This window comes from Comamonas kerstersii, from assembly GCF_008801935.1.
Classification (GTDB): domain Bacteria; phylum Pseudomonadota; class Gammaproteobacteria; order Burkholderiales; family Burkholderiaceae_C; genus Comamonas; species Comamonas kerstersii.
Genome location: NZ_VZOT01000002.1, coordinates 446,719 through 465,661, shown reverse-complemented (window position 1 = coordinate 465,661; position 18,943 = coordinate 446,719). Strand labels below are relative to the sequence as shown.

The 18,943-nt window shown below is 59.1% G+C and carries 16 protein-coding genes; 7 read left to right on the top strand and 9 right to left on the bottom strand.

Features of this window, described 5'->3' with window-relative positions:
• Positions 1–802 precede the first annotated feature (802 nt).
• Positions 803–970, top strand: coding sequence for a hypothetical protein (locus tag F7P80_RS16725; protein WP_170265340.1), 168 nt, complete (start codon positions 803–805; stop codon positions 968–970).
• 184 nt (positions 971–1,154) lie between these two features.
• Here the strand turns inward: F7P80_RS16725 and F7P80_RS05300 are convergent, their stop codons facing one another.
• Entirely contained in the window at positions 1,155–3,308 is a 2,154-nt protein-coding gene (locus tag F7P80_RS05300) for a TonB-dependent receptor (protein WP_054066503.1), read from the bottom strand.
• Positions 3,309–3,576: 268 nt separating this feature from the next.
• Between F7P80_RS05300 and F7P80_RS05295 the strand changes: the two genes are divergently transcribed.
• Positions 3,577–3,957, top strand: coding sequence for a RidA family protein (locus F7P80_RS05295; RefSeq protein WP_054066548.1), 381 nt, complete (start codon positions 3,577–3,579; stop codon positions 3,955–3,957).
• On the opposite strand, the gene F7P80_RS05290 is transcribed toward F7P80_RS05295, so the two are convergent.
• Positions 3,954–4,943 (bottom strand): nuclear transport factor 2 family protein, encoded by a 990-nt coding sequence (locus F7P80_RS05290; protein ID WP_151043229.1) that lies wholly within the window; start codon positions 4,941–4,943, stop codon positions 3,954–3,956. The two genes, F7P80_RS05295 and F7P80_RS05290, sit on opposite strands and share 4 nt — an antisense overlap.
• Positions 4,944–5,278: 335 nt before the next feature.
• Between F7P80_RS05290 and F7P80_RS05285 the strand changes: the two genes are divergently transcribed.
• The 4 genes from F7P80_RS05285 (at position 5,279) to F7P80_RS05270 (ending at position 8,695) form a co-directional block, all read left to right on the top strand.
• Positions 5,279–5,584, top strand: a complete 306-nt coding sequence (locus F7P80_RS05285; protein WP_054066547.1) for an antibiotic biosynthesis monooxygenase family protein — start codon at positions 5,279–5,281, stop codon at positions 5,582–5,584.
• A 123-nt stretch (positions 5,585–5,707) separates the two neighbouring features.
• Positions 5,708–6,085 carry an AraC family ligand binding domain-containing protein gene (locus F7P80_RS05280; protein WP_240183905.1) on the top strand — a complete coding sequence of 126 codons (378 nt, stop codon included), beginning with the start codon at positions 5,708–5,710 and terminating at the stop codon, positions 6,083–6,085.
• A 69-nt stretch (positions 6,086–6,154) separates the two neighbouring features.
• On the top strand, positions 6,155–7,645 hold the full coding sequence (mqo, locus tag F7P80_RS05275; RefSeq protein ID WP_151043227.1) for a malate dehydrogenase (quinone): 1,491 nt from the start codon (positions 6,155–6,157) through the stop codon (positions 7,643–7,645).
• Positions 7,646–8,038: 393 nt separating this feature from the next.
• Positions 8,039–8,695: a L,D-transpeptidase Cds6 family protein gene (locus tag F7P80_RS05270; RefSeq protein ID WP_151043225.1), complete on the top strand. Its 657-nt coding sequence runs from the start codon at positions 8,039–8,041 to the stop codon at positions 8,693–8,695.
• Between the two features lie 108 nt (positions 8,696–8,803).
• On the opposite strand, the gene rpoD is transcribed toward F7P80_RS05270, so the two are convergent.
• The 7 genes from rpoD to F7P80_RS05235 form a co-directional block, all read right to left on the bottom strand.
• Entirely contained in the window at positions 8,804–11,284 is a 2,481-nt protein-coding gene (rpoD, locus tag F7P80_RS05265; protein WP_151043223.1) for an RNA polymerase sigma factor RpoD, read from the bottom strand.
• 541 nt (positions 11,285–11,825) lie between these two features.
• A complete protein-coding gene (gene dnaG, locus F7P80_RS05260) occupies positions 11,826–13,793 on the bottom strand; it encodes a DNA primase (RefSeq protein WP_151043221.1) in 1,968 nt (655 codons plus the stop codon).
• Positions 13,794–13,906: 113 nt separating this feature from the next.
• Complete coding sequence (gene flhC / locus F7P80_RS05255) at positions 13,907–14,452, bottom strand: flagellar transcriptional regulator FlhC (protein ID WP_054066490.1); 546 nt, start codon at positions 14,450–14,452, stop codon at positions 13,907–13,909.
• Between the two features lie 30 nt (positions 14,453–14,482).
• Complete coding sequence (gene flhD, locus F7P80_RS05250) at positions 14,483–14,809, bottom strand: flagellar transcriptional regulator FlhD (RefSeq protein WP_054066489.1); 327 nt, start codon at positions 14,807–14,809, stop codon at positions 14,483–14,485.
• Positions 14,810–15,225: 416 nt separating this feature from the next.
• Positions 15,226–16,128: a sulfurtransferase gene (locus F7P80_RS05245; protein WP_077344782.1), complete on the bottom strand. Its 903-nt coding sequence runs from the start codon at positions 16,126–16,128 to the stop codon at positions 15,226–15,228.
• Positions 16,129–16,166: 38 nt separating this feature from the next.
• Entirely contained in the window at positions 16,167–17,069 is a 903-nt protein-coding gene (locus F7P80_RS05240; RefSeq protein WP_151043219.1) for a DMT family transporter, read from the bottom strand.
• Between the two features lie 144 nt (positions 17,070–17,213).
• Positions 17,214–18,353, bottom strand: coding sequence for an aromatic ring-hydroxylating oxygenase subunit alpha (locus F7P80_RS05235; protein WP_151043217.1), 1,140 nt, complete (start codon positions 18,351–18,353; stop codon positions 17,214–17,216).
• 321 nt (positions 18,354–18,674) lie between these two features.
• Between F7P80_RS05235 and xseB the strand changes: the two genes are divergently transcribed.
• Positions 18,675–18,923: an exodeoxyribonuclease VII small subunit gene (gene xseB, locus F7P80_RS05230; protein WP_151043215.1), complete on the top strand. Its 249-nt coding sequence runs from the start codon at positions 18,675–18,677 to the stop codon at positions 18,921–18,923.
• The last annotated feature ends 20 nt before the right edge of the window (positions 18,924–18,943 follow it).

Below are 18,943 nucleotides of genomic sequence, written 5' to 3'. Positions count from 1 at the left end.
CACGTCAAAGTTCGCTACCGAGGCTTGAGAAAGAACACGCAGCAATTGCATACCCTGTTTGCCTTGGCGAACTTGTGGATGGCCCGTGGCCGTTTGCTGAAAAACAGCCAATCCAAGCCTGGTGTGGTGCATAAAAAGCAAGATGCCCGCGAAACGCGGGCATCTTGAGCGCCAGGGGCAAGGGAACATCACACTCGTTCAAGCACTATCACGCTTGAAATCGAGTTATGCAGAGGTTCCCTAGCGCTTGTACAGTAGCGCTAGCAGCTATAAAAACTATAAATAAATCACAGCAGCCAACACTACAGCGGCTGTTCACTCCCTTCTACCTGCGCCGAGGCGCACAGCCTGTGGGGTGGCGTGTGCGCCGCAGGACGCACACGCTGCGTGATCTGACTCGCTGCAGCTGTTTGAGCGAAGCGCTACCAGCGCGTAGCGAGTTTTGCGGCGCACCCCGCAGGCGAGCACCGCAGGAGAGACGCAGGTAGCAGGGCGCGCTTCTTTTGCTTACTTTGCTTGCGCGAGCAAGAAAAGTAAGTCGCCTCCGGCGCGACAAGCCGGTTCAGCCATCAAACACACAACAGTCGCAAACAATCACCAAAATCCATAGCTGCTAGCGCTTACCCCATAAGCGCTACACGCCAAAAGATCCATCAACCATTCCCCGAATGGCCAAAATATTCATAGAGTATCCAAGCGACTTCAGGCAATCTCCATCAAAACTAGGTATAAACCCTAGCGTGTAAGCACTCACACGCGCGCACGTAGCCCCCTTTTTTGGATGTTGGAAGAGAAAGTTGCCATGTTGATTCGATGGACTGTTTTGTGCGCAGCAGTGGCTGCGTTGACCGCTTGCTCCGCTGTGAGCCCTGCCAAGCCTGCTGCCAATGCAGACGCCAAGGCGCAAACGATTACGAGCTGGAGCTACCCCAGCGAGCACAACCAGTTCCGCGAACTGGGCTGGGAATAAGCGGCAAGTGCTGCACTAACCTTTTTTGATAGCTATTAGCGCTTGCTACATAAGCACTAGAGGCCAAAAAGGCTGCAAACGCTTGGGGGCGTCTGCTACCTTTGGTGTGGGCAGATTCCAGCTTTACCCGCTGCAGTCAGCAGAGGACCGCAGCGGAGCACATGCCTTGCTTGCTTAGCGACTCTTAGAACGACACAGTGCCTGAGACGCGGAAGGTGCGCGGTGCACCGGGCATCACAAAGCCGTCACCAAACATGCCAATCCAGTAGTTCTTATTGGTGGCGTTTTCCACGCTGGCATTGAAGCGCACGGGGGTGGTGCCGAACTTGGTGTCGTACTTGGCCATCAGGTCGATGCGGTTCCAGGCGGGGGCGCGCAAGGTGTTGGCGGAGTTGACCCATTGCTGGCCGGTGTACAGCCAACGGCCGCCCACGGTCAAGCCTTGGATAGGGGTGGCCCAGTCCGCACCAATACGGGTACGCAGTTTGGGAACACCGAAGTTTTCCTTGCCCGTATTGACTTGGCGCGACTTGATGTAATCCACACCGCCGAGCAGCGTCACGGTCGAGGTGAGCTGGCCCGATGCACTCCATTCCACGCCCGTTAAGCGTTGTTCACCATCAGCCACTTGGTTGTTGGCACTGTCGGTGATGAGCGAGGGTTTTTCAATGCGGAAGGCACTCACGGTGTGGGTGACTTGCTGCGACTGGAACTTCACACCCACTTCCGACTGTTTGGTTTGCATGGGGGACAGGGCTTCGCCTGCATTGGCGTAGCCCGCACCCACGATGCTGCCGGGTTGCAGGCCTTCGCTGTAGTTGGCAAACAGCGAGATTTGCTCACCCCAGGGGCGCACCACGATGCCCGCCATGGGCGAGAGTTGGCTTTCGCTGTAGTTGGAGGATTTGGTACTGATCAGCGGGGTTTTCACCGTTTGGTAGCGCGCTCCCAAGGTGAGCAGCACCTTGTCGTTGGCAAAGCCCATCACGTCAGCCAAGGCGATGGAGGAGAACTCGCTTTCGTTTTGATAGCCCTTCCACTGGGGTGCAGCCGGGAAGGTGGGCTGCACGGGGTTGTACATATTGGTGGTGTAGCAGTAGTTGCAGGCCGTGTTGTACGAACCGTCCTCGGTTTTGAGGATGTTGTACGACACTTGCATGCGGTGCTGTACATCGCCGGTGTTGAACTTGCTGATCAAACCAGCTTCTGCTGTACGGCGCTTGGATTGGGCGTGCACGTTGTAGATGGCACCGCGGGTGGTGCCGTCGGCCTGGGTGACTACAGCACGTGTGCCGAACAGCAAGCCTTGGCCTTCCGATTGGGAGCCACCGGCTGCCAGATAGCCTTGCAGATTGGGCGTGAAGTCAAACTCTGCACGCGCCAAAGCGCCGCTGTTGGTGTATTCGCCGTGGGTGCCTTGGAACAGGTTCACATCACCCTTAGGAGGAGCCAGTAACTGGCCAACACCCTTGATGGCACCTACGCCCGTGAAGTTGAACATAGCCGGACTGCCACCATCGATCTTGGTGGTGCTGTCATACACATCCAGCGACAGGCGCGCACGGTCGCCCATGTAGTCCAGACCCAGCGCGCCCACACGGCGTTTTTGGTCTTCGCCTTCGGCGCCCATTTCGCCAGAGCCGTACACGCCGTTAAAGCGAATGCCCAGGCGTTGCTCTTCGCCAAAACGCTTGCCTACATCGGCATGGGCTTGCAGATAGCCATCAGACACCCAGGTGGTGGTCAGCTCAGCAATCGGCTGGCTCAGCGCACGCTTGGTGACCATGTTCACAGAACCGGCCACGCTGCTTTGGGGTGTCATGCCAGAGAGCAATACGTTGGGGCCACGCATGACTTCGACGCGCTCAAACATTTCAATCGGCACGGAGTTGGCGGGGGCAATGCCGTACAGGCCGTTGGTGGCAATGTCCATGGCATTCACATCCAGACCGCGCAGATTGAAGTTCTGCAGCAAGTGGCCCTTGTTGGTGGTGAAGACCACCGCGGCATCGTTCTCCAGCACGTCTTGCAGGGACAGGGCAGACCAGTCTTCGGCCAACTCACGCGTATAGGCATTCACATGCACGGGTGCATCCATGGTGGAAGTGGCGCCCAGAATACCCAGACGTGCGCCCTTGGCAGTCTTGCGGCCGGGGGCCAGGGCGGGCAGGTCTTCGCGTTCGTACTGGTCACGCACCTGGACGGTGGACAGGGTGGGTGCGTCTTCAGCACTTGGCGTCGTCGAAGTTTGTGCGTGTACGCCTGTGGTGAGGCAGGTGGCAATGACTGCTAAGCCAATAGCGCTGCGTTTGCAAGGAGAAGCAATGGAGGTCAGCATAAGTAGATTTGTAAATGAGATTACTTCTCAATTGTATTTATTTGTTTGCTTGGCTGAAAACCTTTGGGTAAACACCATGCTGATCGCGTCTGTATGTGCAGGTGTCTTGCTTGTTCCTGTCAGCGTGTTTTTGATAGCTAGCAGCGTATGCTGTGATTGGCTAAAAGGGTAAAAGCCTGTTTGATCGCAAGCGCAAACAAAGTGGCTTACCCTCCGATGTTTTATGAATACGAAGGGCGCTGCTACCAGCGATGGCAGCGCATTGGATATGACCATCTCCCAATCCGGCCCCATTACCCGCCACTATGTGGGCCAGCGCCTGTCTGAAATTGCCATCCACAACGGCACGGTGTATCTGGCAGGCCAGGTGCCTGAAAACAACCCACAGGGCGATATGCGCACCCAGACCACGGAGGTGCTGGGTCATGTGGAGCGTCTGCTCCTTGAGGCTGGCAGCAGCAAGGCGCACATCCTGTCGTGCCAGATCTTTATTCGTGACCCCAAGGACTTTGATGTGATGAACGAAGTCTGGGACGCCTGGGTCGTGCCCGGTCACACCCCCCCACGCTGCACGGTGCTCGGCCCCACCATTCACCCGGACTGGCGCATTGAGGTGGTGGTGACTGCCGCCCAGATCACTGCGGCTTAAGGGTTGGTGAATTCGCGGGCGATCAGCCACTTGTCGCCTTCGCGCTGCAGCTCCAGGGTCTTGCGGTCGTTGGACTGGTAGTTGTCTGCGGTGTAGCGCTGGCGGAAGGTGGCGGTGGCACGGTTGCCCTGGATCTGGACTTTCAGATCACTGATGTCCACCTTGATAAAGCCCTTGTCCTCAATGCGTGCGCGACGCTCTGCTTTCCAGGCGGCCAGACTGCCTTTGAGGGGCTTGAACTGTTCGCTATAGGCGGCAAAGTAGCGCGCCAGGTTCTGGCTGGCCCAGGCGTCGGCCCAGTCCTTGACGGCATGCTCCACCGCAATGCTGAGGGCATGGGGGCTGTGCTGCTGGGGCTGCGCCGCTGCAGGGCTGGCAGGCTGGGCGCTGGCCGCAGCTGGGGCTTTCTGCTGCGTGCGAGCAATAGAGGTGCGGCCGTCGGGGAAGATTTGCTGAATCATCGCCAGCTTGGCGGGCAGGCCGGTGCGCATTTCGTCCAGCGAGACGGCCTTGTTATAGGCTTCGTTGGCCAGCAGGGTGTACATGTCGCCCAGGTTTTCGTAGCCGGAGGCGTAGTAGGGGTCAATGCGCACGGCCTGCTGCAGCAAGCTGGCGGCCTGCACCAGGTCACCCTGCGAGGCATAGAGCACGGCCAGGTTGTTATACGGCTCTGGCAGGTTGGGAAAGTCCTTGATCAGCGCGTTAAAGATCTGAATGGCTTCCGGGTACTTTTTCTGCTCGGTGGCGATTACACCCTGCGCAAAGCGTTCGCGGGCCTGCTCAAAGGCAGAAGCCTGCATCTGTGGGGAGGACGTGCTGGATGCCGTGGGCTGCGGCACGCTGGGCTGCTGCGAGGCGCTGGCGGCAGTGGCCGATGCATTGTCTGCAGCGTGTGCCAGCAGCGGAAGACTGAGCAGGCTGGCCAGCGCAAGTGCGCGAAGTGGCTGAGGCGCAAGGCCAGCTGCGCGCGTGGGGGCGTGGTGCATAAAAACTTTCTGTCTGTTGTTCTGAGTGTCAGCTCTGAGGCCGGAATGCCCCAGACTGTGAAGCAATGGGGTGGTGCTGCGTGCAGTGTGAAAACACTATTGGTTACAGGCAGTTTTGTACATAGGCAAATTCTGAAATTTGCCTTCCACAGCCTTGGTTTTTGGCAGCGGTAAATTCTGATTTTGGTTGCGCGCTGCCTCAATGGTCAGCAGCCCACGCGCAGCCGGTATGCAATACGGTATTTTCTGGCTGCCCATGTGCGATGGGCAGCGCGGTCTACTTCCTGGCTTGCGCACGGCGGTTGCGTGAGCCAGAGCAGAAAGAAAGTATTGCCATGATTATTGAAGTCACCACCCTCCATATCCACCCCGGCCAGAATCAGGCATTTGAGGCCGCCATCACACAGGCGGCCCAGTCTTTTATTGCGCCGTTTCCCGGCTGTCTGGGCTACAGCATTCGCCGCTGCATCGAAGAGCGCAGCCAGTACGTGATTGAAATCCGCTGGAAGACGCTGGAGGACCACATGGAGGGTTTTCGCAAGTCCAAGGTGTTTACGGCCTGGCGCGCGGCCATCAGCGAGCATTTTGCGCAAGCACCCGGCACTTTTCACTATGAATGCCTGGAGCAGTACAGCGCCTGAACCACTGCGGATACATTGCGGCAAAGCCCTGGATGGCGGTTCAGCCTGGAGCATGGCTGTGAAATACTGTAAAAACAGTAGCTGAAACCGATTGATAGAAAGGCGCTAGCAATGATCCGATGCGTGAAACTTTTTACCGGCCCCGATGGCAAGTCGCACTTTGTGGATGGGCATATTGATCTGCCCGGCGGCGAGCGCGGTGACTTCATCAGCAGCGTAGTAGGTGCGCGCAGCATTTCGTTTCGTGAGACGGGGCAGGGCGGCAGCTTTGACTGGCATACGGCCCCGGCCCACCAGTTTGTGCTGACCCTCAGCGGCACGCTGGACTTTGAGATGCCCGATGGCAGCAAGGTGCGTATCAACCCCGGTGATGTGCTGTGGGCTGATGACACCGTAGGCCAGGGCCACCGCTGGCAGCTGGTGGATGACCAGCCCTGGCGCCGCGCCTATGTGATTTTTGCTGAGGGGGTGCAGGTGCCGTTTGTGCCTGCACAGGCCTGAGCTGGCGCAAGCGCGTTCACCATGCCCCGCCTATGGCGGGGCTGTTTGCAGCAGAAACTGATCTGATTTATGACCTCTTCCACACAGACTGATGTGTTGCTGATTGGCGCAGGCATCATGAGCGCCACGCTGGGCACCTTGCTCAAGGAGCTGGAGCCTTCCTTGTCCATCACCATGGTGGAGTCGCTGGACGACTGCGCCCAGGAAAGCTCGCATGGCTGGAACAACGCAGGCACAGGCCATGCGGCCAACTGCGAAATGAACTACACGCCTGCGCGTGCCGATGGCAGCGTGGACATCCACAAGGCGCTGGAGGTGAACACGGAGTTTGACGTGTCCCGCCAGCTGTGGAGCTACCTGGTGCAAAAGGGCCGCATTCCAGACCCGCAGGCATTTATTCACCCCTGTCCGCACGTGAGCTTTGTCTGGGGTGAGGAGAACGTGGCCTATCTGCGTGCACGCTACAAGGCCATGGCGGCCCACCACTGCTACCGTGGCATGGAGTACAGCGAAGACCGCGCGCAGATTGCACAGTGGGCACCGCTGATCATGGAAGGCCGCGCGGATGGCCAGCCTGTGGCGGCGACGCGCATTGTCAGCGGTGCCGATGTGGACTATGGCGCACTCACCCATCTGCTGGTGGCGCAGCTGCGCCAGCAAAGCGGTGTGGAGGTGCAGTACCACCAGCATGTGGATCATCTGGAGCAGCAGGAAGATGGCCGCTGGCTGGTGCGCTGCAAGCACACGCAGACGCACGTGCACCAGAGCATCAGCGCCAAGTTTGTGTTCATTGGTGCAGGCGGCGGGGCGCTGGAGCTGCTGCAGAAGTCCGGCATTCCGGAAGGGCACGGCTACGGCGGTTTTCCGGTCAGCGGCGTGTGGCTGCGCTGTGATGTGGAGGACATTGCAGATCGCCACCAGGCCAAGGTCTATGGCAAAGCCCCACACGGCTCGCCACCCATGTCTGTGCCGCACCTAGATACACGCATCATTGGCGGCAAGAAGTCGTTGCTGTTCGGGCCTTATGCGGGTTTTTCCACGCGCTTTCTCAAGCAGGGTTCACTGAGTGATCTGTTCCGCTCGGTGCGCCCCGGCAATGTGCTGCCCATGCTGGATGTGGCCAAGGACAACTGGGAGCTGAGCGAATACCTGATCTCACAGGTGCTGATGAGCGAAGCGCACCAGTTCGAAATGCTCAAGGACTTTTACCCGCAGGCGCGCTCCATCGACTGGAGCAAGGCCGTGGCCGGTCAGCGGGTGCAGATCATCAAGCCAGGCACGGACAAGCTGGGCACGCTGGAGTTCGGCACTGAGCTGATTGCGTCTGGCGACAAGTCGCTGGCAGCGCTGCTGGGTGCTTCGCCCGGTGCATCCACGGCCGCCTATATTGCGCTGCAGGTGCTGCAAAAGTGCTTTGACCAGCAGCTCACGCCCGATGGCTGGCTGGGCAAGCTCAAAACCATCATCCCTACCTACGGGGTGGACCTGCGTGAAGATGCGCAGGCCTGCTTTGAAACGCGCCAGCGCACGGCTGCGCTGCTGAAGCTGGAATACGTGTAAGCAGCAGGCCCGCGCTGTGCACGCACCCAAGGGCAGCCACTGTGGCTGCCCTTTTTTGTCTGCACTGCACCACTGCCCGGGTGGATAGGGAGGTAGCTGGGCAGCGCAAAGCCTTACATTTGCGTTGATGCCCTGCGTGCGGAATCGATGTTTGCAGATAGGGTTTCCGTTTTATCCGGATGGTTGCCGATGCGGCTGTAGCAAGACGCGTCGCACATTGATTGCTGAAAGTTCCTGCTTATGCCTTTTGCTTGCGTTGTTTCCCGGGCTGCTGCCCCACATGCTGCTTCACGGCTGGTGCATGCGCTGGCTGTTTCAGGGCTGGTCTGTGCAGCGGTCATTGCTGGCACCAGTCGTGTTGCTGCAGCAGAAGGGGTGCAGACTGACAACACCATGGATGCTGTCACAGTCACCGGCCAGCGTGCCGAGCCGCGGCATGTGATGGACACGCGCGAATACATTCTCATGCTGGAGAATCTGGGCGACCTGCACACGCGCATGGCCGCGCAGGTCTATGGTGAGGCCACGCAGCTGGATACCACGCGGCCCTCGCTGGTATCCAAGCTGGCGCTGGTGGAGCAGGTGCTGGCCAGCACGGGCATGGGGCTGCCTGCTGCGTCTGCACCCCGTATGGCGGTGAACAGCCCAGTGGCGCAGCCTGTGCAGCAGCCCAGCGCGGCGGCGGTGGGTGTGCCCGCAGACGGCAAGCAGGCCATTGCAGATGTAATGGCTGCTGTCATGGCATGGGCACGGGCCTGGGAGCAGCAGGACATGCCTGCCTACTATGCGGCCTACAGTACAAGGTTTGAGCCTGCGCAGGGCACGCCACTGGAGGTGTGGAAGCAGGAGCGGCGCGAACGCATTGTGGGACGGTCTGCCATTACCGTGGACTTCAATGATCTGCGGGTGCAGGTGGACGGCAGCACGGCTACGGCCAGTTTTCACCAGAACTATGCATCGGGAGAGTACAGATCCAGCGCCCGCAAGAGCCTGCAGCTGCAGCAGGAGGGTGGCCAGTGGCGCATTGTGCGTGAGGAGTCTGGCAGCTGATGGTTTGCCATTGGCAGTCGCCAGACATTGGGCGTAAAAAAAGGAGACCCGAGGGTCTCCTTTGTGTTGGGGCCATTGCCTGCCCGTCAGAGGGCAGGAGCCATAGCTTTACAGCGAGTCGATAAAGCTGCGCAGCTTGTCCGAACGGCTGGGGTGCTTGAGCTTGCGCAGGGCCTTGGCTTCGATCTGACGGATACGCTCACGTGTCACGTCAAACTGCTTGCCCACTTCTTCCAGCGTGTGGTCGGTAGACATTTCGATACCGAAGCGCATGCGCAGCACCTTGGCTTCGCGGGGGGTGAGGCCGTCGAGGATGTCCTTGACCACATCGCGCAGGCCGGCCTGCATGGCAGCGTCCACGGGTGCGGTGTTGTTGGTGTCCTCGATGAAGTCGCCCAGGTGGCTGTCGTCATCATCACCGATGGGCGTCTCCATGGAGATAGGCTCCTTGGCGATCTTCATGATCTTGCGGATCTTGTCCTCGGGGATGTCCATCTTCTCGGCCAGGATGGAGGCGTCAGGCTCAAAGCCGAACTCCTGCAGGTGCTGGCGCGAGATGCGGTTCATCTTGTTGATGGTCTCGATCATGTGCACAGGGATACGGATCGTGCGGGCCTGGTCCGCGATGGAGCGGGTAATGGCCTGGCGGATCCACCATGTGGCGTAGGTCGAGAACTTGTAGCCGCGGCGGTATTCGAACTTGTCCACGGCCTTCATCAGGCCGATGTTGCCTTCCTGAATCAGATCCAGGAACTGCAGACCACGGTTGGTGTACTTCTTGGCAATCGAGATCACCAGACGCAGGTTGGCCTCGATCATCTCCTTCTTCGCAAAACGGCTGGCGCGTTCGCCATCGTTCATGCGCTTGTTGATGCTCTTGAGCTCATCCAGAGGCACGACTACGCGCGCCTGCAGGTCGATCAGCGACTGCTGCAGTTCCTGCACGGCAGGAATATTGCGCGACAGCACATTGCTCCAGGGGTGGCCGCCAGCTGCCTGCTCTTCGACCCACTTGAGGTTCAGCAGGTTGGGGGGGAAGCTCGCAATGAACTTCTCCTGAGGCATGCCGCACTTGTCCACGATGATCTTGCGCAGCTCGCGTTCCTTCTTGCGCACGTCATCCACCTGGTTACGCACCAGGTCGCACAGCTTCTCGATGGTCTTGGCGGTGAAGCGGATGGTCATCAGCTCTTCAGTGATGGCCTTCTGCACCTTGATGTAGGTGGCAGAACCCCAGCCTTCCTTGTCGTAGGCCTTGCGCAGCTTCTCGAACAGGTCAGCAATCTTGTCAAAGCGCGACAGGGCTTCGTTCTTGAGTTCTTCCAGCTTCTTGGTCAGCGCCTTGGAGCCGCCCTTGCCGTCGTCATCGTCTTCTTCGTCGTATTCGTCGAAGTCTTCTTCGGCCACGTAGTCATCGTTTTCGTCGGCGTTCACAAAGCCGTCCACGATGGTGGAGATGACGACCTTGCCTTCGCGGATTTCCGCGGCCATGCCCAGCACTTCGGCAATGGTGGCAGGGGAAGCCGAGATGGCTTCCATCATGTCCATCAGGCCGCCTTCGATGCGCTTGGCGATTTCAATTTCGCCTTCGCGGGTCAGCAGCTCCACGGTGCCCATTTCACGCATGTACATGCGCACGGGGTCGGTGGTGCGGCCGAATTCGGAGTCCACGGTCGACAGCGCAGCTTCGGCTTCTTCTTCCGCTTCTTCTTCGGAGGTGGCCGACTGGCCGGTGTTGTTCAGCAGCAGGGTTTCCGCATCGGGAGTCTGCTCGTACACAGCCACGCCCATGTCGTTCAACATGGAGATCACGACTTCCAGCGTTTCAGCATCGACCAGCTTGTCGGGCAGGTGGTCGTTGATTTCAGCGTGGGTCAGGTAGCCGCGGGTCTTCCCCAGCTTGATCAGCATCTTCAGACGCTGACGGCGGGTGTTCATTTCTTCTTCAGTCAGAACGGTTTCGTCCAGACCGAATTCCTTCATCAAGGCGCGTTCCTTGGCCTTGCTGATCTTCATGCGCAGCGGCTTGGCCTTTTCGGTGGGGCTGGCTTCTGCGACTTCGGCTTCGGGTTCTGCTTCAGCTTCCAGCTCCAGATCGGCATCAAAGTCGCCCAGGTCTTCGTCCAGATCGCTGGGTTCCTTGGCCTTGGGCTTGCGGCCGCGCTTGGCAGGTGTCTTGGTAGCTGCTGTCTTGGCAGCAGCAGTCTTGCTTGCAGCCCTCTTGGCTGCAGGCTTCTTTTCTTCCACAACCTCTTCGGCTACGACAGCTTGCTTCTTGGGAGCTGCGGCCTTCTTGGCTGCAGGCTTTTTAGCGGGAGTAGCGCTATCAGCGTCGGCTTTTTTCTTGCCGCGCTTGGGAGTAGCTTCTGCCAACAGGGCATCGGCCATTGCTTTGAGTTCTGCTTGGGACAGGGTCGCCATATCGGAATCTTTCTTGGAAGCAGCCGCTTGAGCCTTGGTGGCTGCGGGCTTCTTCACAGCGGCTGGTGCTGCAGCCTTGGTGGCTGGCTTGGCACTGGCTGCCGTGGATTTGGAAGTTTTGGGCTTGGCTGTAGCGTCTGGCGCCTGCTTGGACTTTGCAACGGGCATGGATACCTCTTGGTCAAAAGCGAACACACACAAAGGGGAAAACGCAAGCGCCATCTAACCCGGCGCATCAACGTGCCATGGGCACGCGCAGGAGCGAACGGCTCCTGTCAGGGCAAGATGTCTGGGCGATCATTTGGTGTGCAGTCCTTGCGGAAATTGGGCCATGCAATTGCTGCCAACACGTGATTCCATCACGGGGCCCGGGCCGGAGGTGCTGCTGTCGCTCTTGCCAGTAATTAATCAATTATAGCGTTTGGCAGAAATTGCAAGAGGTAAGCGCATTTTTTTCGTAAATATTTTTAGAGGCGCAGGCTGGCGCTGAAGTTTTTTGCAGCAAGTGCTTGTTGCATCAGCAGTTTTTGGTGTGCTTGCAAAGAGCGTACAGACGCGGTCAGGTCTGGCGCAGCGCCAGAAATAGGGGGTTGATGGAGCTTTCTATGAAAAAAATAGCTTCTTGCGCTTATCAATAAAGGGTTTCAGATATTTTTCTATCTGAAGTCCCCAGTATTTCAGCGCAAGAAGCTATCTTTTTTTGTGTGACTCAGTTGCCCTGCATGCTGGGCGTAGCCTGCAGGCGGCTGCGGCGCTCGAGCAGGCTGCGGTAGCGCTCGGCCACGCTTTTGTCGCTGGGGTTGGCGGCCAGCGCCATGAGCAGCTCGGTCTCCAGCTGCTTGATGCGCTTGGCCAGCATGGGGCTGAGGATGTTGCGCAGTTCCTGGTACTGCTCCTGCTCCTCGCCTTCCGGGTGGCCGTGCGGGCCGCTCATGAGTTGCAGCGCCAGCGCACCGTGCGGGGTGGCGCTGATGCGGTCATGGAGCATGGCCCAGGGCTGGGGACCGTTTTCCTGGAACTGGCTTTCAATCCAGCTGAACAGCGGGCCGTGCGGTGCGGGCAGGTTGACGAGGGTGTCCAGATCGTCATTGTCCAGCCGCTCCATGAAATGCATCTGCGACAGCAGCAGGCGCACGGCCTGATCTGGCCCGGTGGAGGGTACAACGCGCGGCTCGGCCATCATGGGGCGCTGCTCTGTGCGCTGGAATTTGCCATTGCGCCGACCCGTATAGGTGCTGCGCTGGGTGTAGTAGGGCGCGCTGCTGCCCGAGGGCGCAAATTCACTGACCCAGTCTGGCGCGCTGGCACTGGCTGCTGCTGGCGCAGCCGTGCTGTGGCTGGCACTGCTGGCGCTGCCGCGCTGAAAGCGTTTTTCCTGGGCTTCGGCCTGGGCCCAGAGTTCAGACAGCTCGCGCGCGTCGATCTGGATTTTTTGGGCAATCTCACCGAGCACCAGGCGCTTGAAGGCGCCGTCAGGCAGCAGGCGCCACAGCGGGCGCGCCTGGCTGGAAAACTTGGCGCGGCCCTGGGCCTGGCCCAGATCGCATTCCATGCTGGCAGCTTCCATCAGGAACTGGTTCAGCGGCAAGGCATTGGAGACATGGCGGGCAAAGGCATCGCTGCCGTGCTCGCGGATAAAGCTGTCGGGATCGTGCTCGGCCGGCAGGAACAGGAATTTGATGCTGCGCGTGTCGCTGGCGTAGGGCAGGGCTGCCTCCAGCGCCTTGCGTGCGGCATTGCGCCCGGCCTTGTCGCCGTCAAAGCTGAAGACGATGCTGTCGGTAAAGCGAAACAGCTTGTGCACGTGATCAGGCGTGCAGGCTGTGCCCAGTGTGGCCACGGCGTTGGGAAAGCCCAGCTGTGCCAGGGCCACCACGTCCATATAGCCTTCGGTGACCAGTGCATAGCCCATGCTGCGCAGGGCGTCGCGCGCCTCGAACAGGCCGTAGAGTTCGCGCCCTTTGTGAAACAGCGGGGTTTCGGGCGAGTTCAGGTATTTGGGTTTCTCATCGCCCAGCACGCGCCCGCCAAAGCCGATGCACAGGCCTTTGACGTCCCGGATGGGGAACATGATGCGGTCGCGGAAGCGGTCGTAGCGTTTGCCGTCTTCACCGCTGATGACCAGGCCGGATTCTTCAAGCTGCGGGTCGTCATATTCCGGAAAGACACTGGCCAGATTGCGCCAGCCAGCCGGGGCATAGCCCAGACCGTACTTGCTGGAGATGGCGCCTGACACGCCGCGGTTCTTGAGGTACTGCACCGCATGGGCGCTGGCCTTGAGCTGGCTGCGGTAGGCCTCGCCTGCGCGTTCGAGCACATCGTTGAGCGTGGCCTGCTTGACCTTGGCTGCGGCCTGGCGCTCACGCTCCTGGGGGCTGATGTCTTCCTGCGGCACCACCATGCCGATCTGGCCAGCCAGATCGTTGACAGCTTCCACAAAGCCCATGCCGGCGTGGTCCATCAGAAAGCTGATGGCATTGCCGTTCTTGCCGCAGCCAAAGCAGTGATAGAACTGCTTGGAGGGGCTGACACTGAAGGAGGGCGATTTTTCTCCGTGAAACGGGCACAGGCCCATGAAGTTGGCACCGCTTTTTTTCAGCTGCACATAGCGGCCCACCACGTCGACAACATCAACGCGGGACAGAAGCTCTTGGAGAAAGGACTGAGGAATAGACACGGGCGCTATTGTCCGGCATCGCTGCCCAGCCGGGGTGGCTGGCAGAGTTTATCCAGAAAAAAAGCCCACCAAACGGTGGGCTGTCAAGAAGGGGAAAGGGGGGAAGCGCGTGCTCAGTGCAGCATCAGTGCGCCTGCGCTCTTGCTCTTGCCAGCGCGTGCGGGAGGGTTGCACAGGCCGCATTCGTAGTGGCGCGCGTTTTCATAAAGTTCTGTCACGAACATGCCGCTGCACTTGCTGCACTTGGTGCGGGTGAGCATGTTGGCATCCACAAACTTGATCAGACGCCAGGCGCGGGTGAAGGACAGCATGCATTCCAGATTCGAGGCCTGCACCTGCTCGGTATAGAGGCGATAGGCCTTGGTCAGAATTTCCACCGAGTCCGCATTGACGCCCTTGGACATGTATTCATAGATGTTCAGGAACAGCGAGCTGTGGATGTTCTCCTGCCAGGTCAGGAACCAGTCGGTGGAAAAAGGCAGCTGTCCCTTGGAGGGGGACTTGCCGGCGATTTCCTTGTACAGGCGGATCAGGCGTTCGTAGGAGAGGGAGGTCTCCGACTCCAGTACCTGCATGCGCGCGCCCATCTTGATGAGCATGGCGGCACGTTCGATTTGCTTGGATTCGTTCAGAACGCTCTTGGTTGCTGCTGTAGCCATGGTGGTGTGCTCCGTATCGCCGATCGTGAATTACAGAACTTCGGAGACGCGGCTGGCCATCAGGATGTTGGCGTGCAGCGTGTTGGTGGCTTCGTTGCCGATCTTGTTGCTGCTGTGGTTGGTCAGCAGGCTCCAGACCAGATCGTCATCTACGCGGAAGCTGCACAGCAGGGTGTTGCGCGAAGCGATCTTGAGAATTTGTGCAGCAGAAAGGGTGCCCAGAATGTCACATGCTTCTTCGCTCAGGCCTAGGCGGAAAACGGCTTCGGCCTTGTCCTTGCGAATCAGAGTCTGAGCCAGCATCAGGTAAGTGAGGTTGGCTTCGCGAATCTCGGCAAGCAGTTGTTCGTCATTCATGGTTCATCCTTTCCAAAAACCTAATTGAGTCGTAGCTCGTGGGTGTCGCTGACGCTTGGAATCAAGCTGCGATCTGATGGGATGAATTGTGAAATAGTGCAAACAAAAGCTGGAGTCGGGGTGTGTCGGTGCGTCGTGTCTCTTTGGCAAGCCGGGTTTGTCTCTTTTGCCTGATGTCCTTGTAGGTGAAATTCTTACAAGGCGAGTGTCTGATGTCTGGTGGGCCGTAGGCCTTGAGGGGTGTGACAGCGAGGAGCGGTGTGCTGTCAGGTAGCCAGGCTGTGCAGCAGTACAGGTATGAGGTCTCATACTTTGTCACGTTTTGCTACACAGGCCTGAATCATGCCTCAACTTTGGGGGGTCTAACGCCGCTAAAGGGCAGTGTTTACCCCGCTGTTTTGCTATAGAAAAGATTGTTAACTTTTGGCGACCGGGCGTGTCGGATCACTGCACCATTCGCTCCAGCTGCCTGCAAACAGCTTGGGTGGGGCAAAGCCTGCAATTTCCATGGCAATCAGATTGGGTAGTGCGCTGACGCCGCTGCCGCACTGGTGCACCACGGTGGCGGGATCGCGTCCCTGCAGCAAGGCGTCGAATTCAGCGCGCAGCAGTTCCTTGGGCTTGAAGCGTCCGTCCAAGGCAATGTTTTCCGTGAAGGGGCGGTTGAGTGCGCCCGGAATATGTCCGGCCACGGGGTCCAGCGGCTCGACCTCACCACGGTAGCGCGCCGGGGCGCGGGCATCCACAATGGTCTGTGCATCGGCCTGCTGCAGTTGTGCCAGCACTTCATCTGCAGTCACCAGCTGGCGCAGACTGGGCTTGAGTGCAAAGTTGGACTGAAAGTGTGCGGCCTCTTCGCCTTGTACGGTGGCGCCGCCATGCGCGACCCAGTGCTGCAGGCCGCCGTCGAGCACCGCGACCGCATCATGCCCGGCCCACTTGAGCATCCACCACAGGCGGCCACAGAAATTGCAGCCCTGGCGGTCGTAGACCACGGCCTGCATGTCATTGCGAAAGCCGACGGAGGACAGCCATTGCGCAAAGCGTTCACGGCTGGGCAGAGGATGGCGGCCGCCAGAGGCTGGCTGGTCAGACTGTGCGGTCTGCACCTGACCGTGGGCATCAGGCGCACCGTGACGGGCACTCAGGTGCTGCTCCAGGTCCGCGTAGACCGCTCCGGGGATGTGTGCCTGCTCATACTGCTGGCGGCCTGCAGCAGGTGCGCCCAGGTCAAAGCTGCAGTCAAACACCATGAAGGGCTGACCGCTGGCCTGCAGGGCCTGCAGCTGTGTGGAGGTAATCAGTGTGGTGTAAGTCATGGCCTTGCGTAAAAAGTTCTTACGCCTGGCATTGTGGCTCACGATGCTGCGGTTGTACCTCTGGCACGGAAGATGGTGGCTGCAATACCGCACAGCACAATCAGGCTCATGCCCAGCCAGCCTTCCCAGCCCAGTTCGTCATTGAAGAGAAACAGGCTGTAGAGCGCGGCAAACACGATGCCTGAGTACTGCAAATTGGCGACCACCAGCGTTCCGCGCGAGGTCTTGGCGCTGGCATAGGCGCGTGTCATGCACAGCTGCCCGCCCGCGGCCAGCAGGCCCACGGGCAGTAACCACAGGGCTGCCTGCCAGCTGGGCCAGGGCGAAAAGCCGGTGATCAGACAGGCGACCAACCCTGCGAGGGTGCAGCCAGCGCCAAAAAAGAAGACGGTGCGCGCTTCGGGCTCACCAATGCGTGACAGCGCTACCACCTGCATATAGGCCATGGCAGAGAGCACACCCGATCCCAGCCCCAGCAGGGCGGGCAGGGTCTGCTCCTGGGCAAAGCTAGGCTGCAGCATCAGCACCACGCCGCCGAAGCCCAGCACGATGGTGATGAGCAGGGGAATATTCAGCGGCTGTCTGGGGCGACCGCTGCAGGGCAGCAGCGTCCACAGTGCACCAGCGAGCAGAAAGACGGCAATCCAGATACTGCTCATGTAGTTGAGCGTCATGGCGCTGGCCAGCGGCATCTCGGAGATGGCATAGAACCAGCTGCCCAGCGCAGACACGCCCACCAGGCTGCGCCAGGCGTGCATCCAGGGGTGGCGGGTTTTGAGAGAAATGCCTTGCGAGGAGCTGAGCGCCCACAGCGCCAGCATGCCGATCAGGCCTCGGTAGAAAACGATTTCTGCGGTGTTGAAGTACACCGCTGCGTATTTGATGCACACGCCCATGGTGGCGAACAGAAAAGCGCCGACCACCATCCATAACACTTGCATTGCCTCTCCCTGCTGTTTTTTGTTGTGCAGCGCCTGCTGTCAGGAGCCGTTCACACAAGCAGTGTGAATAGGTCTAAACAAAAAGAGCTGCCAGCGCCCATGAATCGGGTGCTGGCAGCTCTTGTGAGCGTAGCAAATTTTTGCTTAGCGCTGGGGGATATGCGCTCCCATGATTTGGCGATACCACTCATGGAAATGCTGCATGCCGTCTTCCATGGGGCTCTGGTAGGGACCGACTTCGTTGTCACCACGCTCCAGCAGCGCACGGCGGCCTGCGTCCATGCGCTCGCCGATTTCATCGTCCTCGACAGCGGTTTCCATATAGGCCGCGCGCTGGGCTTCGATGAACTCGGGCTCAAAGGCTGCGATTTCTTCGGGGTAGTAGAACTCCACCACGTTCATGGTCTTGGTGGGGCTGATGGGGTGAAGGGTCGATACGGTCAGCACATGCGGGTACCACTCCACCATGATGTGGGGGTAGTAGGTCAGCCAGATGGCGCCGCGCTCAGGCAGTTCACCGTTGCGGTAATTCAGCAGCACTTCGTGCCACTTCTTGTACACATCAGAGCCAGGCTTGCCGAAGGTGGGGGCTACGCCCACGGTCTGCACGGAGTATTCCTTGGCGAATTCCCACTTCAGATCGTCACAGGTCACAAAGTTGCCCAGGCCGGGGTGGAAGGGGCCGACGTGGTAGTCCTCCAGATAGACCTCGATGAAGGTCTTCCAGTTGTAATTGCACTCATGCATTTCGACATGGTGCAGCACCAGACCTTCGAAGTTGAGCTGCTCACGAGGGCCCATGCCAGCCAGGTCAGCCACGATGTCACGGCCGTTGTCCTCGAACAGCATGCCATTCCACTCGCGCAGCTTGTAGTTGTTCAGGTGCAGACAGGGATCTTGTGAAAACTGGGGGGCGCCCAGGAGCTGACCGCTGGGGTTGTAGGTCCAGCGGTGCAGGGGGCAGACGATATTGCCGCCTGCGTGGCCCTTGCCTTCGGTTTTGAGATTGCCACGGCCCTTGAGCATGACGGCCTGACGGTGGCGGCAGATGTTGGAGATCAGCTCTATGTCGCCCTTGTCATTGCGAACCAGCGCACGGCCTTCGTTTTCGTGAGGCAGTGCGTAGTAGTCGCCAATTTCTGGGACGGACACCGTACTGCCGACATAACGTGGGCCTTTCTGGAAGATGAGTTCCATCTCGCGCTGGAACAGCGCTTCGTCAAAGTAGCTAGAAACTGGTAGTTGGCTTGCGGCCTGCTGCAGTTGAAGACTTAAATCAGACATGGGTGACCTGACCTAAAGACTCCCCACAGGGAGGTGCTTGTTGCACGGGTGAAAAAAGTAAACCGGCTTATGCCAGAGCATGATGGACAGTAGCAAGTCAAGCCTATGTCCGTCTATGCAATGGCGTGTGCCGGTTCGACGGGGAATGGGATTGTATGCGGTGGGGTTATTTTCGCGGGCGTTTTATGTGTATTTAAATCAAATAATTAGCGGGATATTGCAGGAAATATTCCTCCTTCTGGTGCGTACAGGGCTGAATGCGCCGTGGAAATGGCTGCACAGCCTAAAATCCCTGATTCCCCAAACCCACGAGCGCCCACCATGCCCAAGGCAAAAAACGTCGCGATCGCCGACATTTCCACCCCTCCCGACAGTTATGAGTCCGCAGTTGCGGAGCTGGAAACGCTGGCTGTAGCCATGGAGTCCGGGCAGCTGCCTCTGGGTGAAATGATGAATGGCTATCGCCGTGCTTCCTTTCTGCTGGAGTTCTGTCGCAAGCAGCTCAATGAGGTGGAGGCGCAAATCCGTGCGCTGGATGACGGCCAGATCAAGCAATGGTCGCAGGACTGAGTGGGCGCTATGGAAACTCA

Bases quoted from the DNA above. Each gene is read 5' to 3' on its own strand.
- F7P80_RS05285 (WP_054066547.1), top strand. From the start codon at position 5,279: ATGATTATTGAAGTCACCACCCTCCATATCCACCCCGGCCAGAATCAG.
- F7P80_RS16725 (WP_170265340.1), top strand. From the start codon at position 803: ATGTTGATTCGATGGACTGTTTTGTGCGCAGCAGTGGCTGCGTTGACC.
- F7P80_RS05270 (WP_151043225.1), top strand. From the start codon at position 8,039: ATGGATGCTGTCACAGTCACCGGCCAGCGTGCCGAGCCGCGGCATGTG.
- F7P80_RS05235 (WP_151043217.1), bottom strand. From the start codon at position 18,353: ATGTCTGATTTAAGTCTTCAACTGCAGCAGGCCGCAAGCCAACTACCA.
- F7P80_RS05240 (WP_151043219.1), bottom strand. From the start codon at position 17,069: ATGCAAGTGTTATGGATGGTGGTCGGCGCTTTTCTGTTCGCCACCATG.
- F7P80_RS05295 (WP_054066548.1), top strand. From the start codon at position 3,577: ATGACCATCTCCCAATCCGGCCCCATTACCCGCCACTATGTGGGCCAG.
- F7P80_RS05245 (WP_077344782.1), bottom strand. From the start codon at position 16,128: ATGACTTACACCACACTGATTACCTCCACACAGCTGCAGGCCCTGCAG.
- F7P80_RS05290 (WP_151043229.1), bottom strand. From the start codon at position 4,943: ATGCACCACGCCCCCACGCGCGCAGCTGGCCTTGCGCCTCAGCCACTT.
- flhD (WP_054066489.1), bottom strand. From the start codon at position 14,809: ATGAATGACGAACAACTGCTTGCCGAGATTCGCGAAGCCAACCTCACT.
- rpoD (WP_151043223.1), bottom strand. From the start codon at position 11,284: ATGCCCGTTGCAAAGTCCAAGCAGGCGCCAGACGCTACAGCCAAGCCC.
- mqo (WP_151043227.1), top strand. From the start codon at position 6,155: ATGACCTCTTCCACACAGACTGATGTGTTGCTGATTGGCGCAGGCATC.
- xseB (WP_151043215.1), top strand. From the start codon at position 18,675: ATGCCCAAGGCAAAAAACGTCGCGATCGCCGACATTTCCACCCCTCCC.
- flhC (WP_054066490.1), bottom strand. From the start codon at position 14,452: ATGGCTACAGCAGCAACCAAGAGCGTTCTGAACGAATCCAAGCAAATC.
- F7P80_RS05300 (WP_054066503.1), bottom strand. From the start codon at position 3,308: ATGCTGACCTCCATTGCTTCTCCTTGCAAACGCAGCGCTATTGGCTTA.